The sequence below is a fragment of the Kitasatospora sp. NPDC001309 genome, from assembly GCF_042896295.1.
Taxonomy (GTDB): Bacteria; Actinomycetota; Actinomycetes; order Streptomycetales; family Streptomycetaceae; genus Kitasatospora.
This window is the reverse complement of record NZ_JBIAXC010000075.1, coordinates 1-22,942: the sequence shown is the minus strand read 5'-3', so window position 1 is coordinate 22,942 and position 22,942 is coordinate 1. Positions and strand designations below refer to the sequence as shown.

General features: G+C 72.7%; 30 protein-coding genes. 13 read left to right on the top strand and 17 right to left on the bottom strand.

The window, feature by feature from the left end:
• Window positions 1-65: 65 nt before the first annotated feature.
• Both ACFY2K_RS41365 and ACFY2K_RS41360 read right to left on the bottom strand, forming a co-directional pair.
• On the bottom strand, window positions 66-320 hold the full coding sequence (locus ACFY2K_RS41365) for a hypothetical protein (protein WP_387717953.1): 255 nt from the start codon (window positions 318-320) through the stop codon (window positions 66-68).
• Window positions 321-437: 117 nt separating this feature from the next.
• Window positions 438-860 (bottom strand): (2Fe-2S) ferredoxin domain-containing protein, encoded by a 423-nt coding sequence (locus ACFY2K_RS41360; RefSeq protein ID WP_375890259.1) that lies wholly within the window; start codon window positions 858-860, stop codon window positions 438-440.
• Between the two features lie 351 nt (window positions 861-1,211).
• On the opposite strand from ACFY2K_RS41360, the gene ACFY2K_RS41355 reads away from it, so the two are divergent.
• Window positions 1,212-2,150 carry an SGNH/GDSL hydrolase family protein gene (locus ACFY2K_RS41355; RefSeq protein ID WP_380529523.1) on the top strand — a complete coding sequence of 313 codons (939 nt, stop codon included), beginning with the start codon at window positions 1,212-1,214 and terminating at the stop codon, window positions 2,148-2,150.
• Window positions 2,151-2,245: 95 nt separating this feature from the next.
• Here the strand turns inward: ACFY2K_RS41355 and ACFY2K_RS41350 are convergent, their stop codons facing one another.
• Complete coding sequence (locus tag ACFY2K_RS41350; RefSeq protein WP_375890255.1) at window positions 2,246-3,382, bottom strand: HoxN/HupN/NixA family nickel/cobalt transporter; 1,137 nt, start codon at window positions 3,380-3,382, stop codon at window positions 2,246-2,248.
• Between the two features lie 311 nt (window positions 3,383-3,693).
• Between ACFY2K_RS41350 and ACFY2K_RS41345 the strand changes: the two genes are divergently transcribed.
• The 3 genes from ACFY2K_RS41345 to ACFY2K_RS41335 are packed head-to-tail and all read left to right on the top strand — an operon-like array spanning window position 3,694 to window position 6,904.
• A complete protein-coding gene (locus ACFY2K_RS41345) occupies window positions 3,694-5,553 on the top strand; it encodes a CocE/NonD family hydrolase (protein WP_380644453.1) in 1,860 nt (619 codons plus the stop codon).
• 47 nt (window positions 5,554-5,600) lie between these two features.
• Window positions 5,601-6,311: an aspartate/glutamate racemase family protein gene (locus ACFY2K_RS41340; RefSeq protein WP_380593974.1), complete on the top strand. Its 711-nt coding sequence runs from the start codon at window positions 5,601-5,603 to the stop codon at window positions 6,309-6,311.
• The gene (locus ACFY2K_RS41335) at window positions 6,308-6,904 is read left to right on the top strand and encodes a class I SAM-dependent methyltransferase (RefSeq protein ID WP_387717948.1); all 597 of its coding nucleotides are present in this window, start codon (window positions 6,308-6,310) and stop codon (window positions 6,902-6,904) included. The genes ACFY2K_RS41340 and ACFY2K_RS41335 overlap by 4 nt, the downstream gene beginning before the upstream one ends.
• A gap of 14 nt (window positions 6,905-6,918) precedes the next feature.
• Here the strand turns inward: ACFY2K_RS41335 and ACFY2K_RS41330 are convergent, their stop codons facing one another.
• Together ACFY2K_RS41330 and ACFY2K_RS41325 are read right to left on the bottom strand one after the other, a co-directional pair.
• On the bottom strand, window positions 6,919-7,491 hold the full coding sequence (locus ACFY2K_RS41330; protein ID WP_380529531.1) for a hypothetical protein: 573 nt from the start codon (window positions 7,489-7,491) through the stop codon (window positions 6,919-6,921).
• Window positions 7,492-7,545: 54 nt separating this feature from the next.
• Entirely contained in the window at window positions 7,546-8,682 is a 1,137-nt protein-coding gene (locus ACFY2K_RS41325; RefSeq protein WP_387717946.1) for a hypothetical protein, read from the bottom strand.
• A 125-nt stretch (window positions 8,683-8,807) separates the two neighbouring features.
• Between ACFY2K_RS41325 and ACFY2K_RS41320 the strand changes: the two genes are divergently transcribed.
• A complete protein-coding gene (locus tag ACFY2K_RS41320; RefSeq protein ID WP_387717960.1) occupies window positions 8,808-9,350 on the top strand; it encodes an HAD domain-containing protein in 543 nt (180 codons plus the stop codon).
• Window positions 9,351-9,384: 34 nt separating this feature from the next.
• A complete protein-coding gene (locus ACFY2K_RS41315) occupies window positions 9,385-9,876 on the top strand; it encodes an SMI1/KNR4 family protein (protein ID WP_380593966.1) in 492 nt (163 codons plus the stop codon).
• 29 nt (window positions 9,877-9,905) lie between these two features.
• On the opposite strand, the gene ACFY2K_RS41310 is transcribed toward ACFY2K_RS41315, so the two are convergent.
• Together ACFY2K_RS41310 and ACFY2K_RS41305 are read right to left on the bottom strand one after the other, a co-directional pair.
• Window positions 9,906-10,610 carry a DUF4328 domain-containing protein gene (locus tag ACFY2K_RS41310; RefSeq protein WP_375890241.1) on the bottom strand — a complete coding sequence of 235 codons (705 nt, stop codon included), beginning with the start codon at window positions 10,608-10,610 and terminating at the stop codon, window positions 9,906-9,908.
• A 174-nt stretch (window positions 10,611-10,784) separates the two neighbouring features.
• Entirely contained in the window at window positions 10,785-11,624 is an 840-nt protein-coding gene (locus tag ACFY2K_RS41305; protein WP_387717942.1) for a methyltransferase domain-containing protein, read from the bottom strand.
• A gap of 307 nt (window positions 11,625-11,931) precedes the next feature.
• On the opposite strand from ACFY2K_RS41305, the gene ACFY2K_RS41300 reads away from it, so the two are divergent.
• Window positions 11,932-12,804 carry a hypothetical protein gene (locus ACFY2K_RS41300; protein ID WP_387717939.1) on the top strand — a complete coding sequence of 291 codons (873 nt, stop codon included), beginning with the start codon at window positions 11,932-11,934 and terminating at the stop codon, window positions 12,802-12,804.
• Window positions 12,801-13,028 (top strand): hypothetical protein, encoded by a 228-nt coding sequence (locus tag ACFY2K_RS41295; protein WP_387717936.1) that lies wholly within the window; start codon window positions 12,801-12,803, stop codon window positions 13,026-13,028. Before ACFY2K_RS41300 ends, ACFY2K_RS41295 begins: the two co-directional genes overlap by 4 nt.
• A 234-nt stretch (window positions 13,029-13,262) precedes the next feature.
• Here the strand turns inward: ACFY2K_RS41295 and ACFY2K_RS41290 are convergent, their stop codons facing one another.
• From ACFY2K_RS41290 to ACFY2K_RS41270, 5 genes are all read right to left on the bottom strand, one after another.
• On the bottom strand, window positions 13,263-14,381 hold the full coding sequence (locus ACFY2K_RS41290; RefSeq protein WP_387717934.1) for a methyltransferase domain-containing protein: 1,119 nt from the start codon (window positions 14,379-14,381) through the stop codon (window positions 13,263-13,265).
• Window positions 14,382-14,416: 35 nt separating this feature from the next.
• Window positions 14,417-14,554, bottom strand: a complete 138-nt coding sequence (locus ACFY2K_RS41285) for a hypothetical protein (RefSeq protein ID WP_380529548.1) — start codon at window positions 14,552-14,554, stop codon at window positions 14,417-14,419.
• A 288-nt stretch (window positions 14,555-14,842) separates the two neighbouring features.
• A complete protein-coding gene (locus tag ACFY2K_RS41280) occupies window positions 14,843-14,998 on the bottom strand; it encodes a hypothetical protein (protein ID WP_380405792.1) in 156 nt (51 codons plus the stop codon).
• On the bottom strand, window positions 14,986-15,261 hold the full coding sequence (locus tag ACFY2K_RS41275; RefSeq protein WP_380529550.1) for a hypothetical protein: 276 nt from the start codon (window positions 15,259-15,261) through the stop codon (window positions 14,986-14,988). Before ACFY2K_RS41275 ends, ACFY2K_RS41280 begins: the two co-directional genes overlap by 13 nt.
• Window positions 15,258-15,626, bottom strand: a complete 369-nt coding sequence (locus ACFY2K_RS41270; protein WP_387717930.1) for an ATP-binding protein — start codon at window positions 15,624-15,626, stop codon at window positions 15,258-15,260. Before ACFY2K_RS41270 ends, ACFY2K_RS41275 begins: the two co-directional genes overlap by 4 nt.
• Window positions 15,627-15,914: 288 nt before the next feature.
• Here ACFY2K_RS41270 and ACFY2K_RS41265 point away from each other — a divergent pair, with 288 nt between their 5' ends.
• Both ACFY2K_RS41265 and ACFY2K_RS41260 read left to right on the top strand, forming a co-directional pair.
• Window positions 15,915-16,763, top strand: coding sequence for a helix-turn-helix transcriptional regulator (locus ACFY2K_RS41265; RefSeq protein ID WP_380529554.1), 849 nt, complete (start codon window positions 15,915-15,917; stop codon window positions 16,761-16,763).
• Window positions 16,760-16,981, top strand: coding sequence for a DUF397 domain-containing protein (locus tag ACFY2K_RS41260; RefSeq protein WP_380529556.1), 222 nt, complete (start codon window positions 16,760-16,762; stop codon window positions 16,979-16,981). The genes ACFY2K_RS41265 and ACFY2K_RS41260 overlap by 4 nt, the downstream gene beginning before the upstream one ends.
• Window positions 16,982-17,028: 47 nt before the next feature.
• Here the strand turns inward: ACFY2K_RS41260 and ACFY2K_RS41255 are convergent, their stop codons facing one another.
• Entirely contained in the window at window positions 17,029-17,337 is a 309-nt protein-coding gene (locus ACFY2K_RS41255; RefSeq protein ID WP_380529558.1) for a cupin domain-containing protein, read from the bottom strand.
• A 71-nt stretch (window positions 17,338-17,408) separates the two neighbouring features.
• Here ACFY2K_RS41255 and ACFY2K_RS41250 point away from each other — a divergent pair, with 71 nt between their 5' ends.
• Both ACFY2K_RS41250 and ACFY2K_RS41245 read left to right on the top strand, forming a co-directional pair.
• Window positions 17,409-18,224, top strand: coding sequence for a hypothetical protein (locus ACFY2K_RS41250; protein ID WP_387717926.1), 816 nt, complete (start codon window positions 17,409-17,411; stop codon window positions 18,222-18,224).
• 47 nt (window positions 18,225-18,271) lie between these two features.
• Window positions 18,272-19,042, top strand: coding sequence for a GNAT family N-acetyltransferase (locus ACFY2K_RS41245; RefSeq protein ID WP_380593952.1), 771 nt, complete (start codon window positions 18,272-18,274; stop codon window positions 19,040-19,042).
• 17 nt (window positions 19,043-19,059) lie between these two features.
• Here ACFY2K_RS41245 and ACFY2K_RS41240 read toward each other — a convergent pair whose 3' ends face one another.
• The 3 genes from ACFY2K_RS41240 to ACFY2K_RS41230 all read right to left on the bottom strand — a co-directional run bounded on the left by ACFY2K_RS41240 (window position 19,060) and on the right by ACFY2K_RS41230 (window position 21,222).
• The gene (locus tag ACFY2K_RS41240) at window positions 19,060-19,959 is read right to left on the bottom strand and encodes an aminoglycoside phosphotransferase family protein (protein ID WP_380529564.1); all 900 of its coding nucleotides are present in this window, start codon (window positions 19,957-19,959) and stop codon (window positions 19,060-19,062) included.
• Between the two features lie 115 nt (window positions 19,960-20,074).
• On the bottom strand, window positions 20,075-20,311 hold the full coding sequence (locus ACFY2K_RS41235; RefSeq protein ID WP_380529566.1) for a hypothetical protein: 237 nt from the start codon (window positions 20,309-20,311) through the stop codon (window positions 20,075-20,077).
• A gap of 56 nt (window positions 20,312-20,367) precedes the next feature.
• Window positions 20,368-21,222: a helix-turn-helix transcriptional regulator gene (locus ACFY2K_RS41230; protein ID WP_387717921.1), complete on the bottom strand. Its 855-nt coding sequence runs from the start codon at window positions 21,220-21,222 to the stop codon at window positions 20,368-20,370.
• Between the two features lie 102 nt (window positions 21,223-21,324).
• On the opposite strand from ACFY2K_RS41230, the gene ACFY2K_RS41225 reads away from it, so the two are divergent.
• Window positions 21,325-22,059, top strand: a complete 735-nt coding sequence (locus ACFY2K_RS41225) for an SDR family NAD(P)-dependent oxidoreductase (RefSeq protein ID WP_380529570.1) — start codon at window positions 21,325-21,327, stop codon at window positions 22,057-22,059.
• Here ACFY2K_RS41225 and ACFY2K_RS41220 read toward each other — a convergent pair.
• Window positions 22,047-22,721 (bottom strand): HAD family hydrolase, encoded by a 675-nt coding sequence (locus ACFY2K_RS41220; RefSeq protein WP_380593946.1) that lies wholly within the window; start codon window positions 22,719-22,721, stop codon window positions 22,047-22,049. The genes ACFY2K_RS41225 and ACFY2K_RS41220 overlap by 13 nt on opposite strands.
• Between the last annotated feature and the right edge of the window lie 221 nt (window positions 22,722-22,942).

Sequence of the window (22,942 nt, the reverse complement as noted above, 5' to 3'; positions counted from 1 at the left end):
ATCGGCCCCGGCCGGGCGGGTGGTTCGGGGGACGGCGGCTCAGGACGGTGGCTCAGGAGGACGGCTCAGGAGGACGGTTCGCCCCAGAGGTTCGCCGACCGGTTGCCGGTGCCGTCGCAGGTGCGGCAGATCTCGTCCCGGTACGCCTGCTTGGCGCCGGTCGCGTCCACCCGGTAGCGCACGTACACCCCGGTGCCGTCGCAGAGGAAGCAGTTGCCGCCCCCTCCGCCCACCTCGGTGGTGCCGGTGCCCTGGCAGGTACGGCAGTTGAGGCCGGCGGTCCGGCCGGTGCCCGCGCAGATGCGGCAGACCGTCGTCATCGTCTTCCTCCCGTTGCGCGGAACGGCTCGACGCCACCGGTCATGGTAGTGGGCCGACCCCGGAGCCGTGCCGGGACGTCGATCTGACGGTCCGTCAGCACCTCGCGGTCCCCGCGGTCACTCCGGCAGGCCCTCGCGGACCCGACGGGAGACCGAGATCAACTGGAGGTCGAGCAGCCCGGGCGGCTCGGCGACGCCGGGGCCGCCCGCCCGCACCCAGGCGGCGATGTCGTCGATCATCTCGTCCATCAGCACGAAGCCGAACCAGACCGGACGCGCCCCCGCCGCCCGCCCCTCGCTGGACGGGCCGACCACCACCACGTTGGACTGGGAGCAGACGTCCAGGCACTTCGACCCCCGGACCCGGCCCGCCGAGCCGACCGCCGTCCGCAGCCGCTCGAACTGGCCCGCGTGGTCCACCTCGGGGTGCTTGGTCAGGCTGCCGCAGCAGCAGTCGCGGCAGACGGTGACGGTCACCGGGGCACCGGTGCCCCGCTTGCCGTCGCGGTCGCGGTCACGGTCGCGCTCTCGGCGGCTCATCCCCGCTGGTCCCCCTCCTGGTCGGCGGCCCGGTTCGACGGCACGCTCTGCACCGGAACTGTACCTGTCAGCCCGCCGGGCATCGAGACCGCCCGGGGCCCCGGCGGCCCGGAACACGCACCAGGTGAACCGAATTCCCTTCCCGCACGTATCGGCGGCAATTCCGAAACGCGGTGGAGCGGAATTCGAAATGGCACCCGGTGTCATCTGACGGGATTTCCGGAAATTCCGCCGTCACCTATGGACGGCCGCGAAACCTGGAAGTAACTTACCTGCGAGTAGTACGAGTAGTAGCTGTGGCCCGGCTCAGCACGACCCCCCACCCGTCGTTTCTCTCCCCCAGGAGGAACCGTGCTCCGCCCTGCCCGGAATTCCCGGCGACTCCGCAATTCCAGCGCCCTCGCGGCCGTCGCCGTCGGCGCCGCCCTCGCGCTCACCTCCACCACCGCCCAGGCGGCCACCCCCGCGCCGAAGCACTACGTGGCCCTCGGCGACTCCTACGCCGCCGGCGCCGGCGTCCCCGGCCAGTCGGCCGGCCTGTGCCTGCGCTCCGACCACAACTACGGCCACCTGGTCGCCGCCTCGCTCAAGGCGGGCGCGTACACCGACGTCACCTGCGCGGCCGCCAAGGTCAAGGCCATGACGCAGCCCCAGTACGACGCCTTCATCCGGGTCAACGACCCGCAGCTGGACTCGGTGACCGCCGACACCGACCTGGTCACCCTCGGGATCGGCGGCAACGACCTCGCCGCCAGCGACCTCGGCCTCGGCGAACTCGTCGCCACCTGCATCGCCGGCGCGGTCGTCAACCCGCTCGGCACGCCCTGCAAGGACGTCTACCACCACGGCTACTTCGACTGGCGGACGTGGTCCTGGCAGTACGGCGACGACGACCTGGCCGAGCGGATCACCGGCACCATCGCCCCCCAGATCGCCACCACCCTCCGGCAGATCCACGCCAAGGCCCCCAAGGCCCGGGTACTGCTGGTCGGTTACCCGTCCGTGCTGCCCGCCGACGGCTCGACCTGCGTCCTGCGCCAGCCGGTGACCCCCGGCGACGTGGAGTACATGCACGGCGTGCTCGACAAGCTGAACGCCGCCCTCAAGTCCACCGCGGCCGCCAACGGCGCGACGTACGTGGACACCGCGACGCCGACCCGCGGGCACGACGTCTGCTCGGACGACCGCTGGATCGAGGGCGCCCTGCCCGGCTCGCCCGCCGTACCGTTCCACCCCAACGCCACCGGCGAGAAGGTGATGGCGGACGCGGTGCTCGCCGCGCTCAAGTAGTCCGCCCGTCCGTCGTGGAGAGCCACGAGGGGCCGGTGACCAGGGTCTGGTCACCGGCCCCTCGGGCCGTCCTCGGCCCGTCTGCGGGCGGCGCGCTACTCGGCGTCGGCCGCGGAGCCCGCCGCCAGCCCCGCCGACCACTTCTCCTCGACCCGGCCGAACTTCCAGAACGCGATCGCCCCGGCCCAGGTCAGCACGAACAGGCCGACGATCGCGTAGCCGACGAAGTTGAGGTCCAGCCCGCCGATCCAGGCGATCGGCCCGCTGGTGATGTCCAGCTTCTCGCCGAGCAGGCCGATCAGCTCGACCAGGCCGATGACCAGCGCGACCAGCACCGACAGGCCGGTGACCGTCAGGTTGTAGTAGATCTTGCGGACCGGCTTGGAGAACGCCCACTCGTAGGCGAAGTTCATGAACGAGCCGTCGATGGTGTCCAGCAGGCTCATCCCGGCCGCGAACAGGATCGGCAGCGTCAGCAGCGCGTACCAGGGCAGCGAGAACGCCGCCGCGCCGCCGGCCAGCACCAGCAGGGACACCTCGGTCGCGGTGTCGAAGCCCAGGCCGAACAGCAGGCCCACCGGGTACATGTGCCAGGGCTTGGTGACCGCCCGGGTGACCTTGCCGAGGATCCGGTTCATCAGCCCGCGGCGCTCCAACTGGCGCTCCAGCTCCGCCTCGTCGTACTCGCCGACGCGCATCCGGCGGAACACCTTGAGGATGCCGTTGAAGGCGCCCAGGTTGATCAGGCCGAGCAGCAGCAGGAAGCTGCCGGAGACCGCGGTGCCGATCAGACCCGTCATCTTGTGCAGGGTCGAGTCGTCCGCCTGGACCTGGTCCGCGAGCGTGCGGATGCCGAAGGCCAGCAGCGCGCAGAGGCCGAAGACGATCGAGGAGTGCCCGAGCGAGAACCAGAAGCCGACCGACAGCGGCCGCTTGCCCTGGCCCATCAGCTTGCGGGTGGTGTTGTCGATCGCCGCGATGTGGTCCGCGTCGAAGGCGTGCCGCATCCCCAGGGTGTAGGCGGTCAGGCCCATGCCCGCGCCGAAGACCTGGCCGCCGACGTCGTAGTGCTCGGGCGCCACCAGCGCGAGCAGGGTGAACCAGCCGATGACGTGCAGCGCGAGGATGAAGCCGCCCATCCCGGCCAGCCGGATCCACTCCTCGCGGGTGAGCCGGTCGCGCCATCGGACGGCTGGGGCACCTGCCGGGGCGGCTGTGGCGGCGCTGGGCATCGTGTGGTCCTTCTTTCGGGCGGTCCGGACTCGGGCGGTCCGGAGAAAGCTGGGCCATCTTTCCCCCCTCCGGCGAGCAGTTGCAAGTCATGTGCAGATGCCGGACGGCGGCGAACCGAACCACGACGGCGCAGGCCAGGGGCGCGCGTCCGGCCGCCGCACGCCTGCGCAGCGTCACCACTGCGGGCCCCTCATCAGGAAATCGCCCGATTCCTCCCCTAGGGTCGGAGGGGCCGAGCCCGCCGCGCGCCCCCCGAACGCGCCGCGGGCCGCTCGGCGCTCACCGGCCCGGGACCCCGATGGGAGCGGCCATGCCGTCGTACCCCTTCCACACCACCCGCGAGGACCTGCGCATCCCGCTGCCCGACGGCACGGAACTCGCCGCCCGACTCTGGCGCCCGGTCAGCGACGAGCCCGTCCCCGTCCTGCTGGAGTACTCGGCCGACCGCCTCGGCGACCGCACCGCCGCCGAGGACGCCCGCCGCCACCCCTGGTACGCGGGCCACGGCTACGCCGCCGTCCGGGTCGACACCCGCGGCCACGGCGACTCCGGCGGCCTGCCCGGCGAACCCGGCGGCGAGCAGGAACTCACCGACGGCGCCGCCGCCGTCGACTGGCTCGCCCGCCGCCCCTGGGCGAACGGCCGGGTCGGCCTGCTCGGCGTCGGCGCGGCCGGCACCACCGCGCTGCGCCTGGCCGCCCGGGTGCCCGGGACCGTCGGCGCGGCCGTCACCGCCTGCCCCGAGGGCGGCCACCGGCTCGGCGGCGCCGTCCTCGCCGCCGACCTGCACACCCGGCTCACCGCCCTGATCGCCGACGCCGCGCTCCCCCCGGACCCGCGCCGCCTCGGCGACGCCTGGCGGCCCGGCTGGCTGGCCCGGCTCGAATCCCTCGAACCCCCCGTCGACGCCTGGCTCGCCGCCGGGGACACCACCGTGCCGGTGTCCGTCCCGGTCCTCGCCGTGGCCGGCTGGGGCGACCCGTCCTGCTCCTTCGTGCTGCGCCTGCTCGCCGAGTCCCCCACCGCACGCGCCCTGCTCGGCCCCTGGCCGCACGGCCTGCCCGAGGCCGCCCTGCCCGAGACCCTGCGCTGGTGGGACCACTGGCTACGCGGCGTCGACACCGGCGCCGTCAAGGAACCCGCCCTGCGCAGCTGGATCAGCACCCGCTGGACCGGCGAGGACGCCTGGCCCTCCCCCGACGTCCGGGAGATCCACTACGACCTCGACGGCCAGCTGCGCACCGCCGGCACCGCCTCCCACGACCGGTACGTCCCCGTCCGCTCCCCGCAGCACACCGGCCTCAACGCCGGCGCCTACGTCCCGCACGGCCGCCCCGCCGACCAGCCGCCGGACCAGCGCGAGGAGGACGGCCGCTCGGTCTGCTTCGACTCCCAGCCGCTGCCCGAACCCGTCGAGCTGCTCGGCGCGCCCACCGCCCGGCTGCGGCTGCGCTCCGGCGGCGGGCCCGCCCAGGTGGTCGCCCGGCTGTGCGCGGTCGGCCCCGACGGCACCTCCGCCCTGCTCACCCGCGGCGTGCTGACCGCCGCCGGCCCGGACGTCGAGGTCGAACTCGCGGCCTGCGCGGCCACCGTCCCGGCCGGGCACCGGCTGCGGCTCGCGCTCTCCTCCGTCTACTGGCCGTGGGTGTGGCCGAACGCGGACGACACCGGGTACGCCCTCGACCCGTCCCACTCCACCCTCGTCCTGCCCGTCCGCCACCTCGCCGCGGACGCCGGCGCCGCACCCGTCACCCTGGCGGCCCCCACCCTGCCCGACCCGCCGGACATCCACCTCACCGAACCGCTCACCGCCCGGCCCGAGCACGTCACCGTGCACGACATCGGCCGCCACGAGTGGCGCACCGAACTCTCCCCCGCCACCGACGGCACCCGCACCCACCCCGACGGCCTGGTCCGCGACGAGCACACCGTCACCGCCTACCGCATCCTCACCGGCGCCCCGCTCAGCGCCCAGGCCCGCACCGACCGCACCGTACGGCTGGAGCGGCCGGACATCGGCTGGGACGTGACCGTCCAGACCCGCACCCAACTGCGCTGCGACGCCGGGCACTTCCTCAGCGTGGTGCAACTGCGGGCGCTGGAGGCGGGGTCGGTGGTGTTCGCCCGGGAATGGCAGCACCGGGTGGCACGGGAGAGCTTCCCAAAGTAGTTCTTATACAATTGCCTTTCCTGTCTCCCCTGGCTTATAACTGGCCCATGAAGACCCTCGGCCTGATCGGCGGCATGAGCTGGGAATCCACCGCCGAGTACTACCGCACCCTCAACGAACTCACCCGCGACCGGCTCGGCGGCCTCCACTCCGCCCGACTGGTGCTCCACTCCGTCGACTTCGCCGACATCGAACGGCTCCAGGCGGCCGGACGCTGGGAGGACGCCGGGGCGATCCTCGCCGACGCCGCCCGCGGCCTGGAGGCCGCCGGCGCCGACCTGCTGCTGATCTGCACCAACACCATGCACAAGGTCGCCGACCAGGTCACCGAAGCCGTCTCCATCCCCCTGCTGCACCTCGCCGACGCCACCGCCGACGCCGTCCACGCGGCCGGCCTGCGCCGGGTCGGCCTGCTGGGCACGGCCTTCACCATGGAACAGGACTTCTACCGCGGCCGCCTGACCACCAACGGCCTGGACGTCCTCGTCCCCGGGCCCGAATCCCGCGCCCTGGTCCACCGGGTGATCTACCAGGAACTCTGCCTCGGCCTCGTCCACGAGGAATCCCGCGCCGCCTACCGCCGCGTCATCGCCGACCTGGTCGCCGCCGGCGCCGAAGGCATCATCCTCGGCTGCACCGAGATCGAACTCCTCGTCCACCCCGAGGACAGCCCCGTCCCCCTCTTCCCCACCGCCCGCCTCCACGCCGAGGCCGCCGTCACCGCCGCCCTGGCCGCCCTCGCCGACGATCCGGCGTGACGCGCGAGGAACGGCCGTACTGGAACACCAACGTGGCGCGGCACCCCGGGATCCTGCGGGCGGTGCCGCCCGGGTGCGGGGCGGCGCTCGACGTCGGGTGCGGGGACGGGCTGTTGGCGGCGAAGCTCGCGCCGCGGTGCGGGCGGGTGGTCGGGGTGGACAGCGACGGGGGGATGGTCGCGCGGGCGCGGGCCGCCCACGGTGACATCACCTTCCTGGAAGGGGACTTCCTCACCCTCGAACTGCCCACCGGCGGCTTCGACTTCATCTGCTCGGTGACGGCCGTGCACCACATGGACTTCACGGCCGCGCTCACCAGGATGCGGGAACTGCTGTGCCCCGGAGGGGTGTTGGTGGTGGTCGGCCTGGCCCGGGAGGAGACGGCGGCGGACCGGGCCCGGTGGGTCGCGGCCGCGCCGCTCGTACGGACCGTGAAGGCCGTGCGGCGGGCGTCCGGCCCGGAGGGCATGCCGACGGCCGCCCCCGCGATGAGCTACCGGGAGGTGCGGGAGACCGCCGGGCGGGTGCTGCCCGGGGTGCGCTACCGGTGGCACGTCCTGCGGCGCTACTCCCTGACCTGGCACAAGCCCTGAGGCCTCCGGGCCGCTCAGCGCTGGGCGGCCGCCGCGGCCAGCAGCGCGCCGGCGAGGAACGGCGCGATCGAGACGACCATGAATCCGAGCGTCCGGGCCCCGGAGACGTACCACCGGGTCGGCTTGAGACCCAGTAGCGCCTGGGCCCACGGCGTGACGTAACCGGCGCCGTGGTGGCGCACCGCGTCGGTGAGCAGGTGCAGGTGCTTGGGGGCGACGGTGAGGATCACCCACCCGCCGGAGCGGTCGGATACGGACACCAGCGTCACCGGGCCGCCCCACCGCGACTGCCCCTCCCAGGCCCGTACGGTCGCGAGGTCGGTCAGGTCCACCTCCCGCGGCCCCGACCAGGTACGGGCCCGGACGATGCCCCCGGCCACCCGCCAGCCCTTCCGCCGCGCGGTGCCCGCGTCCAGCAGGACCGCGGGCCCGAGCACGGCCACCAGCCCGGACCAGAGCGGCGCCCCCGAGTCCACGAAGGCCGGCCCGACCACCAGCGGCGGCAGGACGACCGCCAGCAGGAGGACGGCCCAGCCGACGGCGAAGAACGTACGCCGTCTTCGGACGGCAGCGGTGGAATCACTCACCGCGCGACCGTAGACCCGCCCACCGCTCGCGCACCATGCCGTTTCCCGGCAATCTCAGGCGGAGTTCCCCGCACCCCGAACCTCCCCGGCGGGCGGGTCACCACCGGTGTCCGACCCGGCTTGCTGCCGTTCGGGCGCGGCCGTGGGCTCCACGGGGTTCTCCCCGCGCACCGTCCGCAGGACCTGGACGAGGCGCACTGCCTCGCTGAGGCCGAAGCGGTGCGCCAGCAGCAGGAAGGTGAGGAGCGGGACGGTGATCGCCGCCAGGGGCGCGGTGACGAAGGCGGGCAGACCGAGCATCCCGGTCGTGACGGCCAGGGAGACGGTGACCAGCAGCGCCGTCACGGCCGCCATCGCCAGCCGTCGCCCGTCGGCGCGGTCCGGCGACTCGGGGGCGCTCGTCGGCAGGTCCGGTGGCTGCCCGTGCTCCCTGAGCAGGTTGGTGAACTGTCCGTCGGCGACCTGTTCGGCGATCACCGCCGCCAGTTCGGCCAGTTTCCGGGTGGCACGGTCCCGGTCCGGCAGCAGCTCGTCGGCGGTCCGTTCCAGGAGGGCGGCGACCTGCCGGGCATGGCCGAGCATGAGTTCCCGGGTGCTCGCCCGGGCGCCGTAGTCGTCGGCGGCCCGCCCCGCCGCATCGATCAGCGCCTGCCCCAGGGCCTGCGCCTTCACACTGAGCCCGGCGGCCTCCGCGTGGCCCGCCCCGGGCTCGTGCAGCCGGGCGCAGGCCCGCAGCACGAGCAGCGCCGGGAACACCGGCTTCTGGGCGGGTCGCACGGCGGTGGCCCGCACCGCGCCGTACACGGACGCGGCCGCGATGAACGCGGCCGCCCAGAGGGCGATCGTCTCCGCGACGTACACCTTCTCCTGGTGCGTCGGGCAGGGGCCGACTTCGCCGCCCGAGGTGGGGAGGTATCCCCCGGGCGTGCAGAGCCCCTTCATGCCGGAGAGGATGAACCCGACCAGCATCACGGCCAGGAACCCGACCGCGATGATCCGGAACACGAGCTCCCCGTCGCCCTGGCAAGCCAGTGCGCGGCGCAGCAGACCGACGTCGAGTCGTCTCCCCACGGCCGCCCGGAGGTCCTTCGCCGCAGTGGCCGTACGCCGGTCCACCGTCCGGTGGTGCAGGTGCGCGAGCGGATGCCACCAGGGCGGTGCCACGGGCGGCAGGGGCGGAGCGAGTGTCATGGCGCACAGCCTGCCGGTCGCCTACGACAGTCCGCCGGCCGGAGGCGATATCCGCTTGGGCCGGGACGGGCCCGCCGGGTACGGTTCGACGACGTTCGAGGAGGTGGTGCGCCGTGGTGCGAGCGATGCTGCTGCTGGACGTGGACGGTCCGTTGAACCCGGAGGCGGCGAAGCCGCACCGGCGGCCGGAGGGCTACCGGACCCACCGACTTCTGACCCCGCGCTGGGCGGCCCACGAACGGCGGCGGCTCGCCCTGTGGGGGATGCCGCACAAGGCGCCGAAGCCGCTGCGGGTGTGGCTCAACCCTGAGCACGGGCCGGCCCTGGCGGCGCTGCCCTTCGAACTGGTGTGGGCGACGACCTGGGAGGAGGAGGCCAACTCCTTCATCGGCCCGCTGCTGGGGCTGCCCGAACTGCCGTACATCGCCTGGTCCGAGCCCCGGCCGGAGCCGGCCGGCGGGGTGTTCTGGAAGACCCCGGAGGTCGTCGCCTGGGCGCGGGGCCGCCCCTTCGCCTGGGTCGACGACAACATCACGGACGCGGACCGCGCCTGGGTCGCGGCCCACCACCCCGGCCCGGCGCTGCTGCACCACGTCGACCCGAAGGTCGGTCTGACGGCGGACGACTTCGGCCGGCTGGCGGCCTGGGCCGGCGGCGCCCCGGGTTGAGGCGCGGCGGGCGGCGCCTCGTACGATGCCGCCCATGCCCGGCTTCGAGGTTCTGCAGGATGTCTTCTGGGACGGCTCCGTCGACCACGGCGTTCAGCCGCCATTGACCGATCAGCTCGTCCACCAGGCCGAACACACCCTGGGGGTGAGTCTCCCGGCCTCCCTGGTGGCACTGCTCCGGCTCCAGAACGGTGGACAGGTCACGGACGGCCTGTGCGCCTTCCCGACCTCGGCGCCGACCTCCTGGGCCTCGGACCACGTGCCCTTCGAGCACCTGATGGGGATCGGCCACCGCCCCGGGACGCTGTCCCTGTTCGACAGCGCCTACCTGGTCGGGGAGTGGGGCCTGCCGGCTCCGCTCGTGCTCCTCAGTGGCAGCGGCCCCTGCTGGATCGCCCTGGACTACCGGACGGGTCCGACCCCCACGGTCGGATGGTTCGACGCCGACTTCCGGTCCGAACTCCCCCTGGCCGCGGACTTCCAGGAGTTCGTGGAGGGACTCACCGATCCCGAGGCATACGCCTGAACCGTGCCGCCTCGACAGGGCGGGGCGGTTCAGCCCTCGACGGCCGAGACGTACACCCCGTACGAGGTGGCGGCGCTGTGCTCGGCGAAACGTTCCTCCTGCATGGCCGTCACCGTCCGCACCACCAGGACGGCGAGGACGGCGGCGACCAGTTCGAGCGCGTCGGAGGCGATCAGCCAGGCCACGCCCTGCTGGTACTGGTCCGGGTAGCGCGCCGTGTCGGTCGACTGGCTTCCCACCGCGTCCACCACGTTGAACAGGCAGAAGCTGACCCACCAGGCGTTGACGACCGTCGTCGGGAGCGGTGTCCGCACCCCGGACGCGTCCGGCCGGACACCGGCCTGCCAGATGTCGCAGGCGATCCGCCAGGGGAACCAGAGGAAGACCACGGGCGTGAACCAGCCGCCGACGGCCCAGCCGCGGCTGTGCCGGTGCCCGTGCGGACTCAGCCACTCGGCGTTCACCCGCACCCGGTGGAACCAGCTGAGGAAGGCGACCGTCGATCCCATCAGGGCCAGGCTGTACAGCAGGTACGCGAGCATCTGGAGCCCGTACGAGGGGCCGAACGCGCTGCCGTCACCGAACTCGACGCCGCTCGGCAGGTCACCCGCCGCGCGGTACAGGAGGGAGTCGGCGACGAGCCGGAAGACGGTGAGCGCACCGCAGACGACGAGCAGGACGGTGGCGGCGGTGGCGAGCGATCTCGGCGACCGGTACGCGGCGGGCGAGGACATGGGTGAACGGCTCCAGGAGTGGACCAGCGTGACGGGGCACCACCTCGGCGCCCCGGCAGCTTCGTGCGCGGGTTACGTGCGCGAGCTGTGTGCGCGGCCAGTATGACGGCACCCTCGGACAGGCCGGGCGGGTACGCAGGAAGTCGACCGGGCCGACTTCCTGTGCAGGCGAACTCAACCGGTGGACGTCGCCGGGCCGTCCGGCCGGTGGGCGACCGCGGCGAACATCGTCACGGAGAGGTGAAAGGCACGCCGCTCGGCCGCGGCCGTGAGTTCGGCGTACAGGTCGTCGCGCTGCGCCTCGGTGAGCAGCCCGCGGCCGACGGCCACCGTGGCGAGGCCGCGCAGGAGCGGCCAGGGGACGGTGTCGGGGTCGTGCAGCAGCACGTCGGCGCCGACGTGGTCGACGGTCAGACCGGCTGCCGAGAGCCAGCCCGTCAGGCGGCGTCCGGCCTCCGGGGTGGCGGAGTTGGCCAGGGTGACGCCGGTGAGCGCGGTCCGGGCCTCCGCGGCGGCCGGGTGGAGGAGGAGCGTGGACCAGTCGGTGTCCAGCAGCGCGACCCGCCCGCCCGGGCGCAGCACCCGCGCCATCTCGGCGACGGCCCCCGCCGGGTCGCTCAGGTGCTGGAGGACGCGCTCGCACCGGACCGCGTCCACCGCACCGTCGGGCAGCGGCAGGGCCAGCGCGTCACCGTCGAGGAACCGCGCCGCACTGCCCGCCTCGGCGGCACGCCGCCCGGCGACGGCGCGCAGGCCGGGGTTCGGTTCGAGGCCGGTCGCGGTGCCGTCCGGGCCGACCGCGGCCGCGAGGACGAGGGTCTCCGAGCCCGTACCGGACCCGATGTCCAGCACCCGCTCACCGGGCCGCACGGCCAGCTGCTCGTGCGCCCACGCGCGCAGCCGCCGCACACCCGGGTTGGCGGCCTGCACGTCCAGCACCGCGACCAGCCGCTCGACGACCTCCGGGTCGGCGTCGGGCACGCGGAAGGCTGAGAAGGGCTGGTGGTCTGCCATGGCCGCCAGTGTAGGAGCGGGGACGGGCCGCCGAGGTGACCGACCGCGCGGGACACGGACCGGAACCAGGTGGGCGGCGCCCGGGGTTGCGGTTACCGAGGAATCCCACCGGAGCAACGTCCCGCGTGTGTAGGCTGGTTGTGTTGATGTGGCGACAGGCCCACGCACTCGGTCACCGGCGGCCGGGGTGGGCGAAGGGCTCCGGAGAGTCACCCACAGGCGTCACCCCTCTTCATCCGTACGCACAGACAGACGCACCTGTCTCTCCAGCCGCCGCCGGACGGCTCCGTGGGGGGATTGGAGTCTCATGTCCGCGTCGGACAATGTCACCCGTCTGGCCAGGCGCATCCAGAAGCTGAGCGGTCTGCCGCTCTGGCGGTCTCGTGAACTCGCCGGGCAGGTAAAGGTCTTCGTCAAGCATCCGGTACCCGATGCCGTCACCCCGGCCCAACGGCGCTTCGAGGCCATGGTGGTGAGTGCGCTCGCCAACACGTTCCGCGATCGTCAGAGTGACGGGGCCGTACTGGGGGTCCTCTTCACCACGCACGACGGAGACGGGCTCACGCTGCATCTCCACCCGGCGATGGCCGACGAGGCGGTGGGCCAACTGCTGGTCGGCCTGATGGCAACGCATCGCATGGTCGGGGGAGTCGCCGGCGTGCGATGGTCCGTCCGGAACGGACGGCTCGTGATCGAGAGCGCGATCCTCCCTGCCCGCATCACCCTGCTGCGAGCCGACGGTGCACCGCTCGGGGTGCCCAGCGTGCTGCCGGACGAGTTCGTGGTGCCGGTCCACCGGGCCGAGGTCACCCGCGCCAACAAGTGGGACCACACCGGCGCCCCGGTCGTCCGCGATCTGCTGTGGAGCAGGCTCCTGCGTCGCCCGGCCCTACTGGACCGGGCGGCCCTCGCCCACGGAGTGGCCAACTGCTACACCCATGGCATGTCCGACCTGGTGATCGAATGGTGCTGCGGCGACAGTGTGGAGGCGGTCTTCGCCGCCATGCTGGCCCACGGCCTGGTCGACGGGCTCGATCCGGTGGGCGCCGTCGAGCTCTACGGCGCCTCGGCGACCGCCATGATCGGCGGTCGAACGGTCATCCTGAGGCGACACGCCCTCTGTGATGACGGGGACTCTCCCGATGCCCACGCGGCGGACCGGACGGAGGCCCTCCGATGACCCCCACCGTCGCCCTGGCGGGCGCCCTGCTGTGCGGCGTGGTGAGCGGAGCGATCCGGGCGTGGCGTGACGTCCTCGTGCTCCGTCGCCTGGAACGCCTGATGACCGGTTGCACCGCCCGCCAGCGCGCCGAGGTGGCCCAGACCATCGCCGCGTCCTTCCGCCGCCCCGGCCGCCCCCAACTTCCCACTGCTACAAGGGAGGTAGACGAGGCCGACCAGTAGCCGCCCGGCGGGTCCGGCCGGGCGGCGCGAGTGGGGTGAGGTCAGGCCACCGGTTGGCGGTCTCGGGTGGGGGCGGGGTGGGAGTGGCGCGGTCCGGGCGGTGGGGCATCCGCAGGACGGCGACCGCGCCGAGGCCGACAACGGCGATGGCGAGCATCAGGAGGATGAGGAGGGTGCCCGCGGGGCATCGGCACAGGTCGAATCGATGGAGAAACCCGCACCCCCGGTGTCACCCTACGGACGGTGCTCCGGGATGACATTGTCGGGCCTGTCCAACCAGGCTGTCTGTCCGGCAGGGGTCACCGTGAGCCCGTACCTCTCGTACCCGGGGCGTCCGGTGGCCGTCCACTGGTTGTAGGCGGCCTCCACTTCGTCCCAGAGCCGCCGGGGCCCGGACTGCCGAACCTCGAACCGGGATTCCCCGGGCACGGAGTCCACGGTCGCCCAGGACGTCACGGCCGTGTCGAACAACCACCACGTCCAGCCACCGTCACCGAACTCGTGCCGTCGGTAGTACACGTCCGGCAGGGCGAGCGCGGTGGCGAACTGTGCCAACCAGTCGCCCCCGATGATCTCGGGGTCGAACTCGGTCCAGGACTGCCCGGAGCCGCCCGGCCAGTCGCCCGGAAGGTAGTCGTCCACCGAAGCAGCCTGGTAGCGCTGCTGGCGGAGCATCATGAAAGCTGCCGACCGGGTGAACGGGCCGCTCGCCGTCCCGTCGTCGCCGACCGTGAGGCGCACGACTGCCCCGCCTCCGAACAGGGGCGAAACGGGGCTGACGATCATACCGCCCGGCTTGGTCTGTGCGAGCCAGGCAGGCGGGATGTCCCGCAGGGACACGGTGGAGATGATCCGGTCATACGGCGCCCGGACACCCCATCCGAACGAGCCGTCCCCGCAGACGACTTCGGGGGTGTAGCCGGCGGAGCGGAGCGCCGTACGGGCTTGCGCGGTGACCTTCGCATCCACCTCGACCGTCGACACGTTCTCGGCGCCCAGGCGGTGGGACAGGAGCGCGGCGTTGTAGCCGGTGCCGGTCCCGATTTCGAGTACCCGATGCTCCGGGGCCGCGCCCAGGTCACCCAGCATCTCGACCACCATGGTCGGCATCGACGCCGACGACGTGGGCGTACTCCGGTCAGCTTCCGCGCCGTCGTCCCACTGGGTGACGATCGGCACGTCGGCATAGGCCAACTTCATCCACCGGTCGGGGCTCTCGGAACGGCTGCACTCCGTGTCGCCGCCGTTCTCGTCCGCCCAGATGGTTTCGGGAAGGAACTCGTGTCGCGGCACGGCCGCCACGGACGACACCCACTCCTCCGAGAGCGCCCCGGAGTTGACGAGCTTCGTCACCAGGGCCGCCCGCAGCGCTTCGGGGCTCCCGGGGGTCACGACTTCTTGTGCTTCGGAGCGGGGTCGGGGTTCTTTCCGTCCTTCGACGGCTTCGGCCCGATGGCCCCACCGCCCGGCTTGGCGTGCCCGCCGCCCTTGCCGTCGCTGGGACCGCCCTTGTTCTGGTCTCCCATGTCAGCTTCCTCTCTCGGTTCGGCTACTGGGGTTGATCAATGAGCCTGCCGTGGCAGGTTGGCGCCCCGTCCTGGCCGGTCTGACTCCGACTTTGTCAGGACGGGAGTTCATGAGCGGGGCGGACGCCCCAGGCGGTTCCTCTCGTACCGGTTTTCCACCGGCACCGGCCCGCGAACGTGAACGACAGGTCGCTGGTCTCGGCGAAATGACCGTTCACCATCGGTTCTGTGCGCCTCGGAAGGAGCCGCCCGGCGGGTCCGGCCGGGCGGCGCGGGTTTCCGTGGGGGTCAGGCCACCGGTTGGCGGTCTCGGGTGGGGGGCGGGGTGGAAGTGGCGTCGTCCGGGCGGTGGGGCATCCGCAGGACGGCGACCGCGCCGAGGCCGACGACGGCGATGGCGAGGATCAGGAGGGTGAGCAGGGCCAGGCCGATCAGGAGTCGCACGGGGTGTCGCCCTCGGTCGCGTCGCGGTCGTAGTCGTGGGAGCGGAGGAGCGCGAGGAGGTTGACCACGGTGCTCGCCGGGGCGTTGCCGAAGCGGACGAGGACGCGGCCGTCCACCACGCTGTCGGTGGTCGCGGAGGGCCAGAGGAGCCCGAACTTGCGTCCACGCTCGGCGAGTTCGACGAGCAGGTAGGCGATTTCGAGCTCGGTGTAGGTACGCATCAGCGGGTGACCCGGCTCGATCGGGCGGTCGACGGCGCTCACGCGGCGGCGTCCAGCTCGAACCAGACGGACTTGCCGGTCCTGCGGGTCTCCGTACCGAAGCGGTGGGTGAGCGAGCGCACGAGGTGCAGGCCCCGCCCGGAGAGGGCGAGCGGGTCGGAGTCCTCGCGCGGGGCGGGGAGGACCGGGCTCCCGTCGCTGACCGAGACGCGGAGGATGCCGCCGATGATGAGGACCACCACGACGGGCGCCGCACTACCGCCGTGGCGGTAGGCATTGACGAAGAGTTCGAGCAGAGCGAGCTCGGCATCGGCGACCAGGTCGGGCTTCCACCCGGCGCGCGAGGTGGCCTCGCGCAACTCCTCGCGCGGGGCCGACCAGTCAGGGGGGAGTTCGAGGGAGAACACGAAGATACCTCCGTGGGGGTTCAGAGATGACCATCGCTCAATCAAACGCGAGATCGACCCGATGGCATGACGAAGAAGCGCAGCCGCATCAGCCAGATGATCACGTTATGCATGCGACCCGTTACAGCCAGCATGACGCGAAGGCCATCGCGTGCGCAAGCGGATCTAAGTAGTGTGCAAAATTGCATATCGAACCCGAATTCGGTGCCACCCACTGCCAGTTGCCGGTAGCGCCTACGTGATCGGCAAGGGCAGACTGGTCCACCGACAGGTCAGGAGGGGCATTGCATGGCGGTATCAACCGTTCGGCGTCGTCGGCTGGGCGAGGAGCTGCGCAGGCTGCGCGAGCAGAGGAAGATCGCAGCAGACGTTGCTGCTGAGGCCACCGGCATGAGCCTGGCCAAACTGAACCGGATCGAGAACGCCCGCACAGCGGCCAAGATCGAGGACGTCAACAAGCTCCTCGACCACTACGGCTGCGAAGACGATGAGTTCCGTGCAGGTTTGATCGCCATCACGAAGGACGGCAGCAAGCGTGGCTGGTGGCTGAGCTACCGCGACGTCATCGATGCCTCAGCGACCGATCTGATCACACTCGAAACCGAGGCTTCGACGTTCAAGACGTACGAAGCCGCCTTCATCCCAGGCCTCTTCCAGACCGCCGAATATGCTCGGCTCGTCATCGACCGGCTTCGGGCCACGAAGGCCGGGACGGTTGACGACCTGGTGCAGGTCCGAATGGCACGGCAGTCCATCCTCACCCGCCCGAACCCCGTTGAGGTCTGGGCAGTCATCCATGAAGCCGCCCTCCAGGCAAACGCGAATCGCCCCGACATCATGGGGCCACAGCTCGACAAGCTGCTGACGATGAGTCGGCTGACGAACGTCAACATCCAGGTGATGCCTGCAGGTGCGGCTATCCACCCAGGCATGAGCGGCGCGTTCGTCCTGCTCGGATTCCCTCAGCGGAAGGATCTCGACGTCGTGCTCGTCGAAGGGCTGCTGAACGGATTCTGGGTCGAGGATCCGACTGACGTCGAGTTGTACCGGGCGAAGTTCCAGGAGATCACGGCCGAGGCTCTTCCTGTCGACTCCTCGATCGCCTTCATCACCGCACAGAGAGAGCTGATCAAGTGACCCACTACCCGGACGCTTCCGCGACTGGCTTCTCGTTCGAGAAGTCGAGCTACAGCGGCGGCAACGAGAACTGTGTCGAGTACGCATTCCTTACCGAAGCAGTCGCGGTCCGCGACAGCAAGGACCCTTCCGGCCCTGCCCTGGCCTTCGACCGCGCGGCGCACGAGGCCTTCATCAAGGCCATCTCCGCTGGGGAGTTCGAGTTCGGTCTCCTCTGAGCACCACTGAGGCGCTGCCTCGCCCATTGCCGGGCGAGGCAGCGCCCTCACTCCCCCTCGGGGACCTCCACGATCAGCAGCGTGCCGTGACTCCCCGCCCGCACCGCGTGCCGGGTTCCCGCCGGAATCCGGCACAGTTCGCCGGTGCCGACCGTCAGCTCCTCGCCGTCCAAGTCCAGCTCCAGGACGCCGTCGGTGACCACCAGGACTTCCGCCGTACCGTGCACCTCCTCCTCCAGCTCCCGGCCGTCCATCCGCAGCACCTTCACCGCCGCCGTACCGACCCGCTCCAGCACCACCGAGCGCCAGGCGTCGGGCAGTTGGTTCGCTTCTTCGTTCACGTCCAGCACGCTCATGACCAGGGACGCTACCCGCGCCGACCGCCTCATTGGTCGACCGTTTGGCAAAACCTGCCAGGATCTCCAGGGTGAACGCCCGCGCGCTGTACGAGGCGCTACTCGACGCCGACGGCCCCTACGAGGACGTCATCGCCCCCTGGCTCGACCAGGCCGCCGCCGACTACCGCGCGCGCCTCCGTATCGCCGCCACCGCTGACACGCGCTGGTGGGCCGACGACGCGGACCTCCTCGAAGAGCTCTACGCCCTCGGCCGCATCAGCGACTTCCTCCTCCTCGACCCCCAACTCCCGCCCTACCTCCACCTCTTCACCGCCCTCGGCATGACGCCCGTCCTCGAACAGACCCCCTTCGACCCGTTCCTGCACGAGATCACCGAGGTCGAGCAGGCCGAGGACCCGGACTCCCCCGTCGAGGTCCTGGACGTCCGCCACCCCGGCCTGATGCTCGGCGAGCTGCTGTTCAACCGGGCCGGCGTCCGCGTACGAGCCGGAGCCGCCCACGCGGAGCGCGGAGTCGCCGACCGCTGGCCGCTGTTCTGGACCCACCGCCGCGCCCACCGTCCCACCCGGGACCTCTCCCAGGGCTGGGGCGGCAACTCGCAGTGGCGCACCGACTTCCGCCTCGACTACCGCACCGCCGGCGGCGACCTGCTCAACGTCGCCGAGGACGCCCCGATCGACGGCCGCCCCGACCTGCCCCCGAACGCCTACGGCGACCTCGGGCCGGACGAGCGCCTGCTCACCCCCGCCGAGCGCCGCGAACTGCTGCGCCACCGCACCCTCCTGCGCGTCCCCGCGGCCCCCGCCGCAGCCGACGCCGCGTGGGCGGCCGAGCTGTGGCCCTTCGAGTGGCGACTGCCGGACGGAATCAACGAGCCCGGATGAGCGCTGGACCACTGCACATGATCAAGCCGCTCGACAGGTGAAGACGCATGGAAGAACTCATCCGCCTCGACGACGTCGAGGAAGCCGCCGCCGGCGACGGGCACCTGCTGTGGGCTGCCCAGGGGCAGCACGACGGCCGGCTGGGCCCGGGAGTGCGGGCCTGGCGGCACGGCACGGCCCTCGCCGTGGCGAGCCCGGACCTCTCCGCGCGGGACCGGCTCGCGGTCAAGGGCAGTGCCGATGACGCCGCACGGCTGGTGCGGCACGTGCTGACCGAGGTCGGACCGACCTACCGGCCCGTCGGCCGGGCGTCGTTGATCGAGTCGCTGGCCGGCACGATCCCCGGCCTGTCGCTGTTCCCCGCGTTCTACTGGATGGAGACCTCGGCCGTCCCCGACCCGCCCGCCATCGGGGTGCGGTGGCTGGACGAGGTGCAGGTGAAGGAGGCGACCTCGCTGTTCGACCGCTTCTTCCCCGACTCCTTCGCCCAGCCGGACGACGGCGGCACCCACCGCTGGGCCGGGATCGTCGACTCCCTCGACAGCGGCGCCCCGCCGGAGCCCCTGGCCGTCGCGGCCGACGTCTGGTCGGCGGCCGGTTGCGGGTTCCTGGCCGGCGTGTGCACGCACCCGGGCGCCCGTGGGCGCGGACTGGCGCGGGCCGTCTGCGGCTTCGTCCTCGGGGAGTTGGTCCACCGGTACGGGCGGGCGGCCCTCATGGTGCACGGCGGGAACCGGTCGGCGATAGCCGTGTACGAGCACCTGGGTATGAGCAAGCGGCCCCTGGCGGGGGCCCAGGTCGTCGTCACCGCGCCGTAGGACCTCGGCGGGCCCCCTCAGGCCGCCCCGCCGTGCTCGGCGAGCAGTTCGCCGAGCACGTACCGGGCGGTGCGCGCCATCCGGGGGTTGCTGTCGCGGTAGTAGTCCAGCTCCGCCAGCGCCACGGACAGCGCCCAGCCCCTCCCCCGCTCCCACTCGGCGGCGTCGGCGCCGACGGCCGTCCGGAAGGCGTCACGGGCCGACGCGGGGAGCACGTACCAGGCGGGGAGCAGGTCCACGGCCGGGTCGCCGAGGCCGGCGCAGCCGAAGTCGATGACGGCGGCGAGCCGGCCGCCCCCGTCGACCAGCAGGTTGCCGGGCTGGAGGTCGGCATGGATCCAGACCGGCGGCCCGGCGTGCTCGGGCGCGCCAAGCGCCGTCTTCCACAGGGCGGTTACCGCTGCCGCGTCCACTTCACCCGCCGGCGCCGCGAGTGCCCGCCGGACCGCCGCGTCCCGCGCGGCCAGCGTCTCGCTGCGGTAGGAGGCCGGGGCGCCCGCCGGGTCGGCGCGGCGCATCGCGGTCACGAACCCGGCCAAGTCCGCTGCCAGCAGGGACGGTTGTCGTACGTTCCCGGCCGCCGGGTTGGCCCCGTCCAGCCAGCGCAGCACCGACCACTCCCACGGGCAGCCGTCGATCGGCTCCCCCAGGGCCACCGGAACCGGTACGGCGACGGGGAGTTCGGGGGCCAGCCGGCGCAGCCAGGTGTACTCCTTGCCGATGTCCTCGACCGCCCCGGGGATGCGCGGGATCCGCACCACCAGCTCGGCGCCGAGCCGGAACATCGCGTTGCTGGTCCCGGCCGAGTCCACCGGCTCGACCGGCAGGCCGGCCCACCGCGGGAACCGCGCGGCCACCATCCGGCGGACCAGTTCCTCGTCGACGTCCAGTTCGTCCGCGTGCATCTTCCGGGGCATGGCGCCCGACCCTGCCAGCACCGACCGCCCCCGGCAAGCGAATTACCAGGGCACGACCTGTCCCGTCGGACCCGGCAACCCGGCAACCGGGAAGCCGGGAAGCCGGGCAACCGGTTCAGGCCCCGTCCCCGCCGGCCCCGCCCCGCCAGACGCCGGTGCGGATCCACCGCCTGCCGAGCCCGCCGGCCACGAAGGGGCCGACCAGCACGGACAGCATCCACAGCCCCTCGCTGGCGGGCGAGTAGATGTCGTAGTGCCATCGATCCGGAAGCAGCAACGGCAGCAGGAGCAACGTGACGAGCGCCCCCCAGGTCGCCATCCAAACGATCACCGCGCGCGCCACGACGTCCATGCGCCCCCCTCGGACGTTATTTGAACGCGTTCAATATAGCCGAGGATCGCGCTCGCTCAGCCCCGGACCACGAGGTCCTGACTGCCCAGGACCTTGAGCAGCCGCAGGGCCGAGTGCGAGGGCGTGCCGGGGGCGGCGGTGTAGAAGATCGTCCACTGGTCGCGGTGCGGGTCGTGCAGGGCCTCGCAGTCGAGGTCGAGCGGGCCGACCACCGGGTGCAGGAGGCGCTTGGTCGTCGAGCGGCGCATCTCGACGTCCTGGCGCGCCCACAGCTCGCGGAACTCCTCGCTGGCCGCGAGCAGCCGGTCGACCAGGCGGCGCAGGCCGCTGTCGGCGGGGTAGCGGGCGGACGCGGAGCGCAGGTCGGCGACCGCCCGGCGGCCGAACACGGCCTGGCCGGCCGGGTCCTGGAGGGCACGGGTGTCCGGGTCGGTGAAGAAGCGCCAGATGAGGTTGCGCTCGCCGGGCGGCAGCGCGGAGAAGTCGCCGAGCAGTGCGGCCGCCATCGCGTTCCAGGCGAGGACGTCGCGGGCGGCGCTGCAGACCATCGCCGGGGTGTCGTCCAGCCGGTCGAGCAGGTGCAGCACGCCGGGCCGGACGTCGCGGGGCAGCGCGGTCGGCGGCAGCGGCGCCTCGCCGACCAGGTGGTGCAGGTGGGCCGTCTCGTCCGCGGACAGCCGCAGCGCCCGGCTGATCGCCCCGATCATCTGCCGCGACGGGCGCGGCCCCCGGCCCTGTTCGAGCCGGATGTAGTACTCCACCGACATGCCCGCGAGCTGCGCGACCTCCTGCCGGCGCAGGCCCGGGGTACGGCGCCGCCCGCCGTCCGGGAGGCCGACGTCGGCGGGCTGGATGCGGGCGCGCCAGCGCCGCAGGAAGGCGGCCAGCTCCGCCCGGTCCACGTGTTCCACGCCCCCAGTCTGGCCCGCCCGCCGCACGCCGACCATGGCACTCCCGGTACCACCCTCGACAGTGCTCTCCCGGCCCGGCCGCCGCCCGGCCAGAGTCGGGGCATGACCACGAACCGCATCGTCCTGATCACCGGCGCCAACAAGGGCATCGGCCTCGCCACCGCCACCGAACTCGCCCGCGCCGGGCACACCCTGCTGCTGGGCGCCCGCGACCCCGAGCGCGGCGCCGCGGCCGCCGCCGGCCTCACCGCCCAGGGCCTGACCGCCCGCGCCGTCCGCCTGGACGTCACCGACCCGGCGAGCGTCACCGCCGCGGCCGCACTGGTCGACGCCGAGTACGGGCGGCTGGACACCCTCGTCAACAACGCCGGGATCACCCGGGACCTCGGCACCGCCCCGGAGAAGCTGCCCCTGGACGACCTGCGCGCGACCTACGAGACCAACGTCTTCGGCGCCGTCACCGTCATCAACGCCATGCTGCCGCTGCTGCGCCGCTCCCCGGCCGCGCTGATCGGCAACGTCTCCAGCGGCCTCGGCAGCTCCTCCGTCCTCGCCGACCCGGACACCCCGGTCGGCGAGTACGCGGCGCTGCTCGGCTACAACACCTCCAAGGCCGCGCTGAACGCCGTCACCCTGGTCTACGCCCGCACCCTGCGCGCCGAGGGCATCAAGGTCAGCGCCCTGGAACCGGGCCACTGCGCGACCGACATCAACGGTCACTCCGGCCCGTCCGACGTCCAGGAGGGCGGCCGCCGGATCGCCCGCCAGCTCGGCGCGGCGCTGACCGCGCCCACCGGCCAGTTCTTCCACCCCGAGGGCGGCACCTACCCCTGGTGAACCGCCCCGCCGGCGATCAGCGCGGGCAGCTCGCGCATGTCCCGGAACACCACCGTGCCCGGCCCGGCGAGCCGCTCCGCCGCCGTGACGCCGCCCGCGTAGCCGAGCGCCCGCATCCCGGCGGCGCGGGCGGCCGCCACCCCGGGGCCGCTGTCCTCGACCACCACGCAGGCGGCCGGGTCGACGCCCATGCTGCGCGCGGCGTGCAGGAACAGGTCGGGCGCGGGCTTGCCGCGCCCGACCTCGGTGGCACTGTGGATCCGGCCCTCGAAGCGCCCGTACAGCCCGGTCCGGCCCAGCGTGTGCCGCATCTTCTCGTGCGTGCCACTGGACGCCACGCACATCGGCAACCCGAGCTCCGCCAGGGCGTCCAGCGCCTCCGGCAGCCCGTCCACCGGCGTCAGCCCGGCGTCCACGGCCTCGGCGTGCAGCTCGCGGAACCGCTTGTCGAACAGCGTCGCGGCCTCCTCCCCGAGCCGCTCCGCCAGCATCGCGTGGTTGGCCGCCTCCGACCGGCCGACGAACTTCTCGACCACCTCGGCCTCGGTGAGCGGCCAGCCGAGCTCGGCGGTCAGCTGCCCGACCACGCGGACGGCGATGATCTCGCTGTCCACCAGGACGCCGTCGCAGTCGAAAATCACCAGGTCTATCGGTTCGATCATCCGCTCAGCATAGGGCGGGCCCGGTAACGGTCAGGGGCCCGGCGGCCGTGGCCGCCGGGCCCCTGAGCCGACTGTGCGTCAGCCGGTCTGGACGGAGGTGTCGTCGATCACGAAGCTGGTCTGCAACGAGGAGTCCTCGGTGCCGGTGAACTTCACGGTGACCGTCTGGCCCGCGTAGGCCGAGAGGTCGAAGGTGCGCTGCTGGTAGCCGGCCGCGGCGT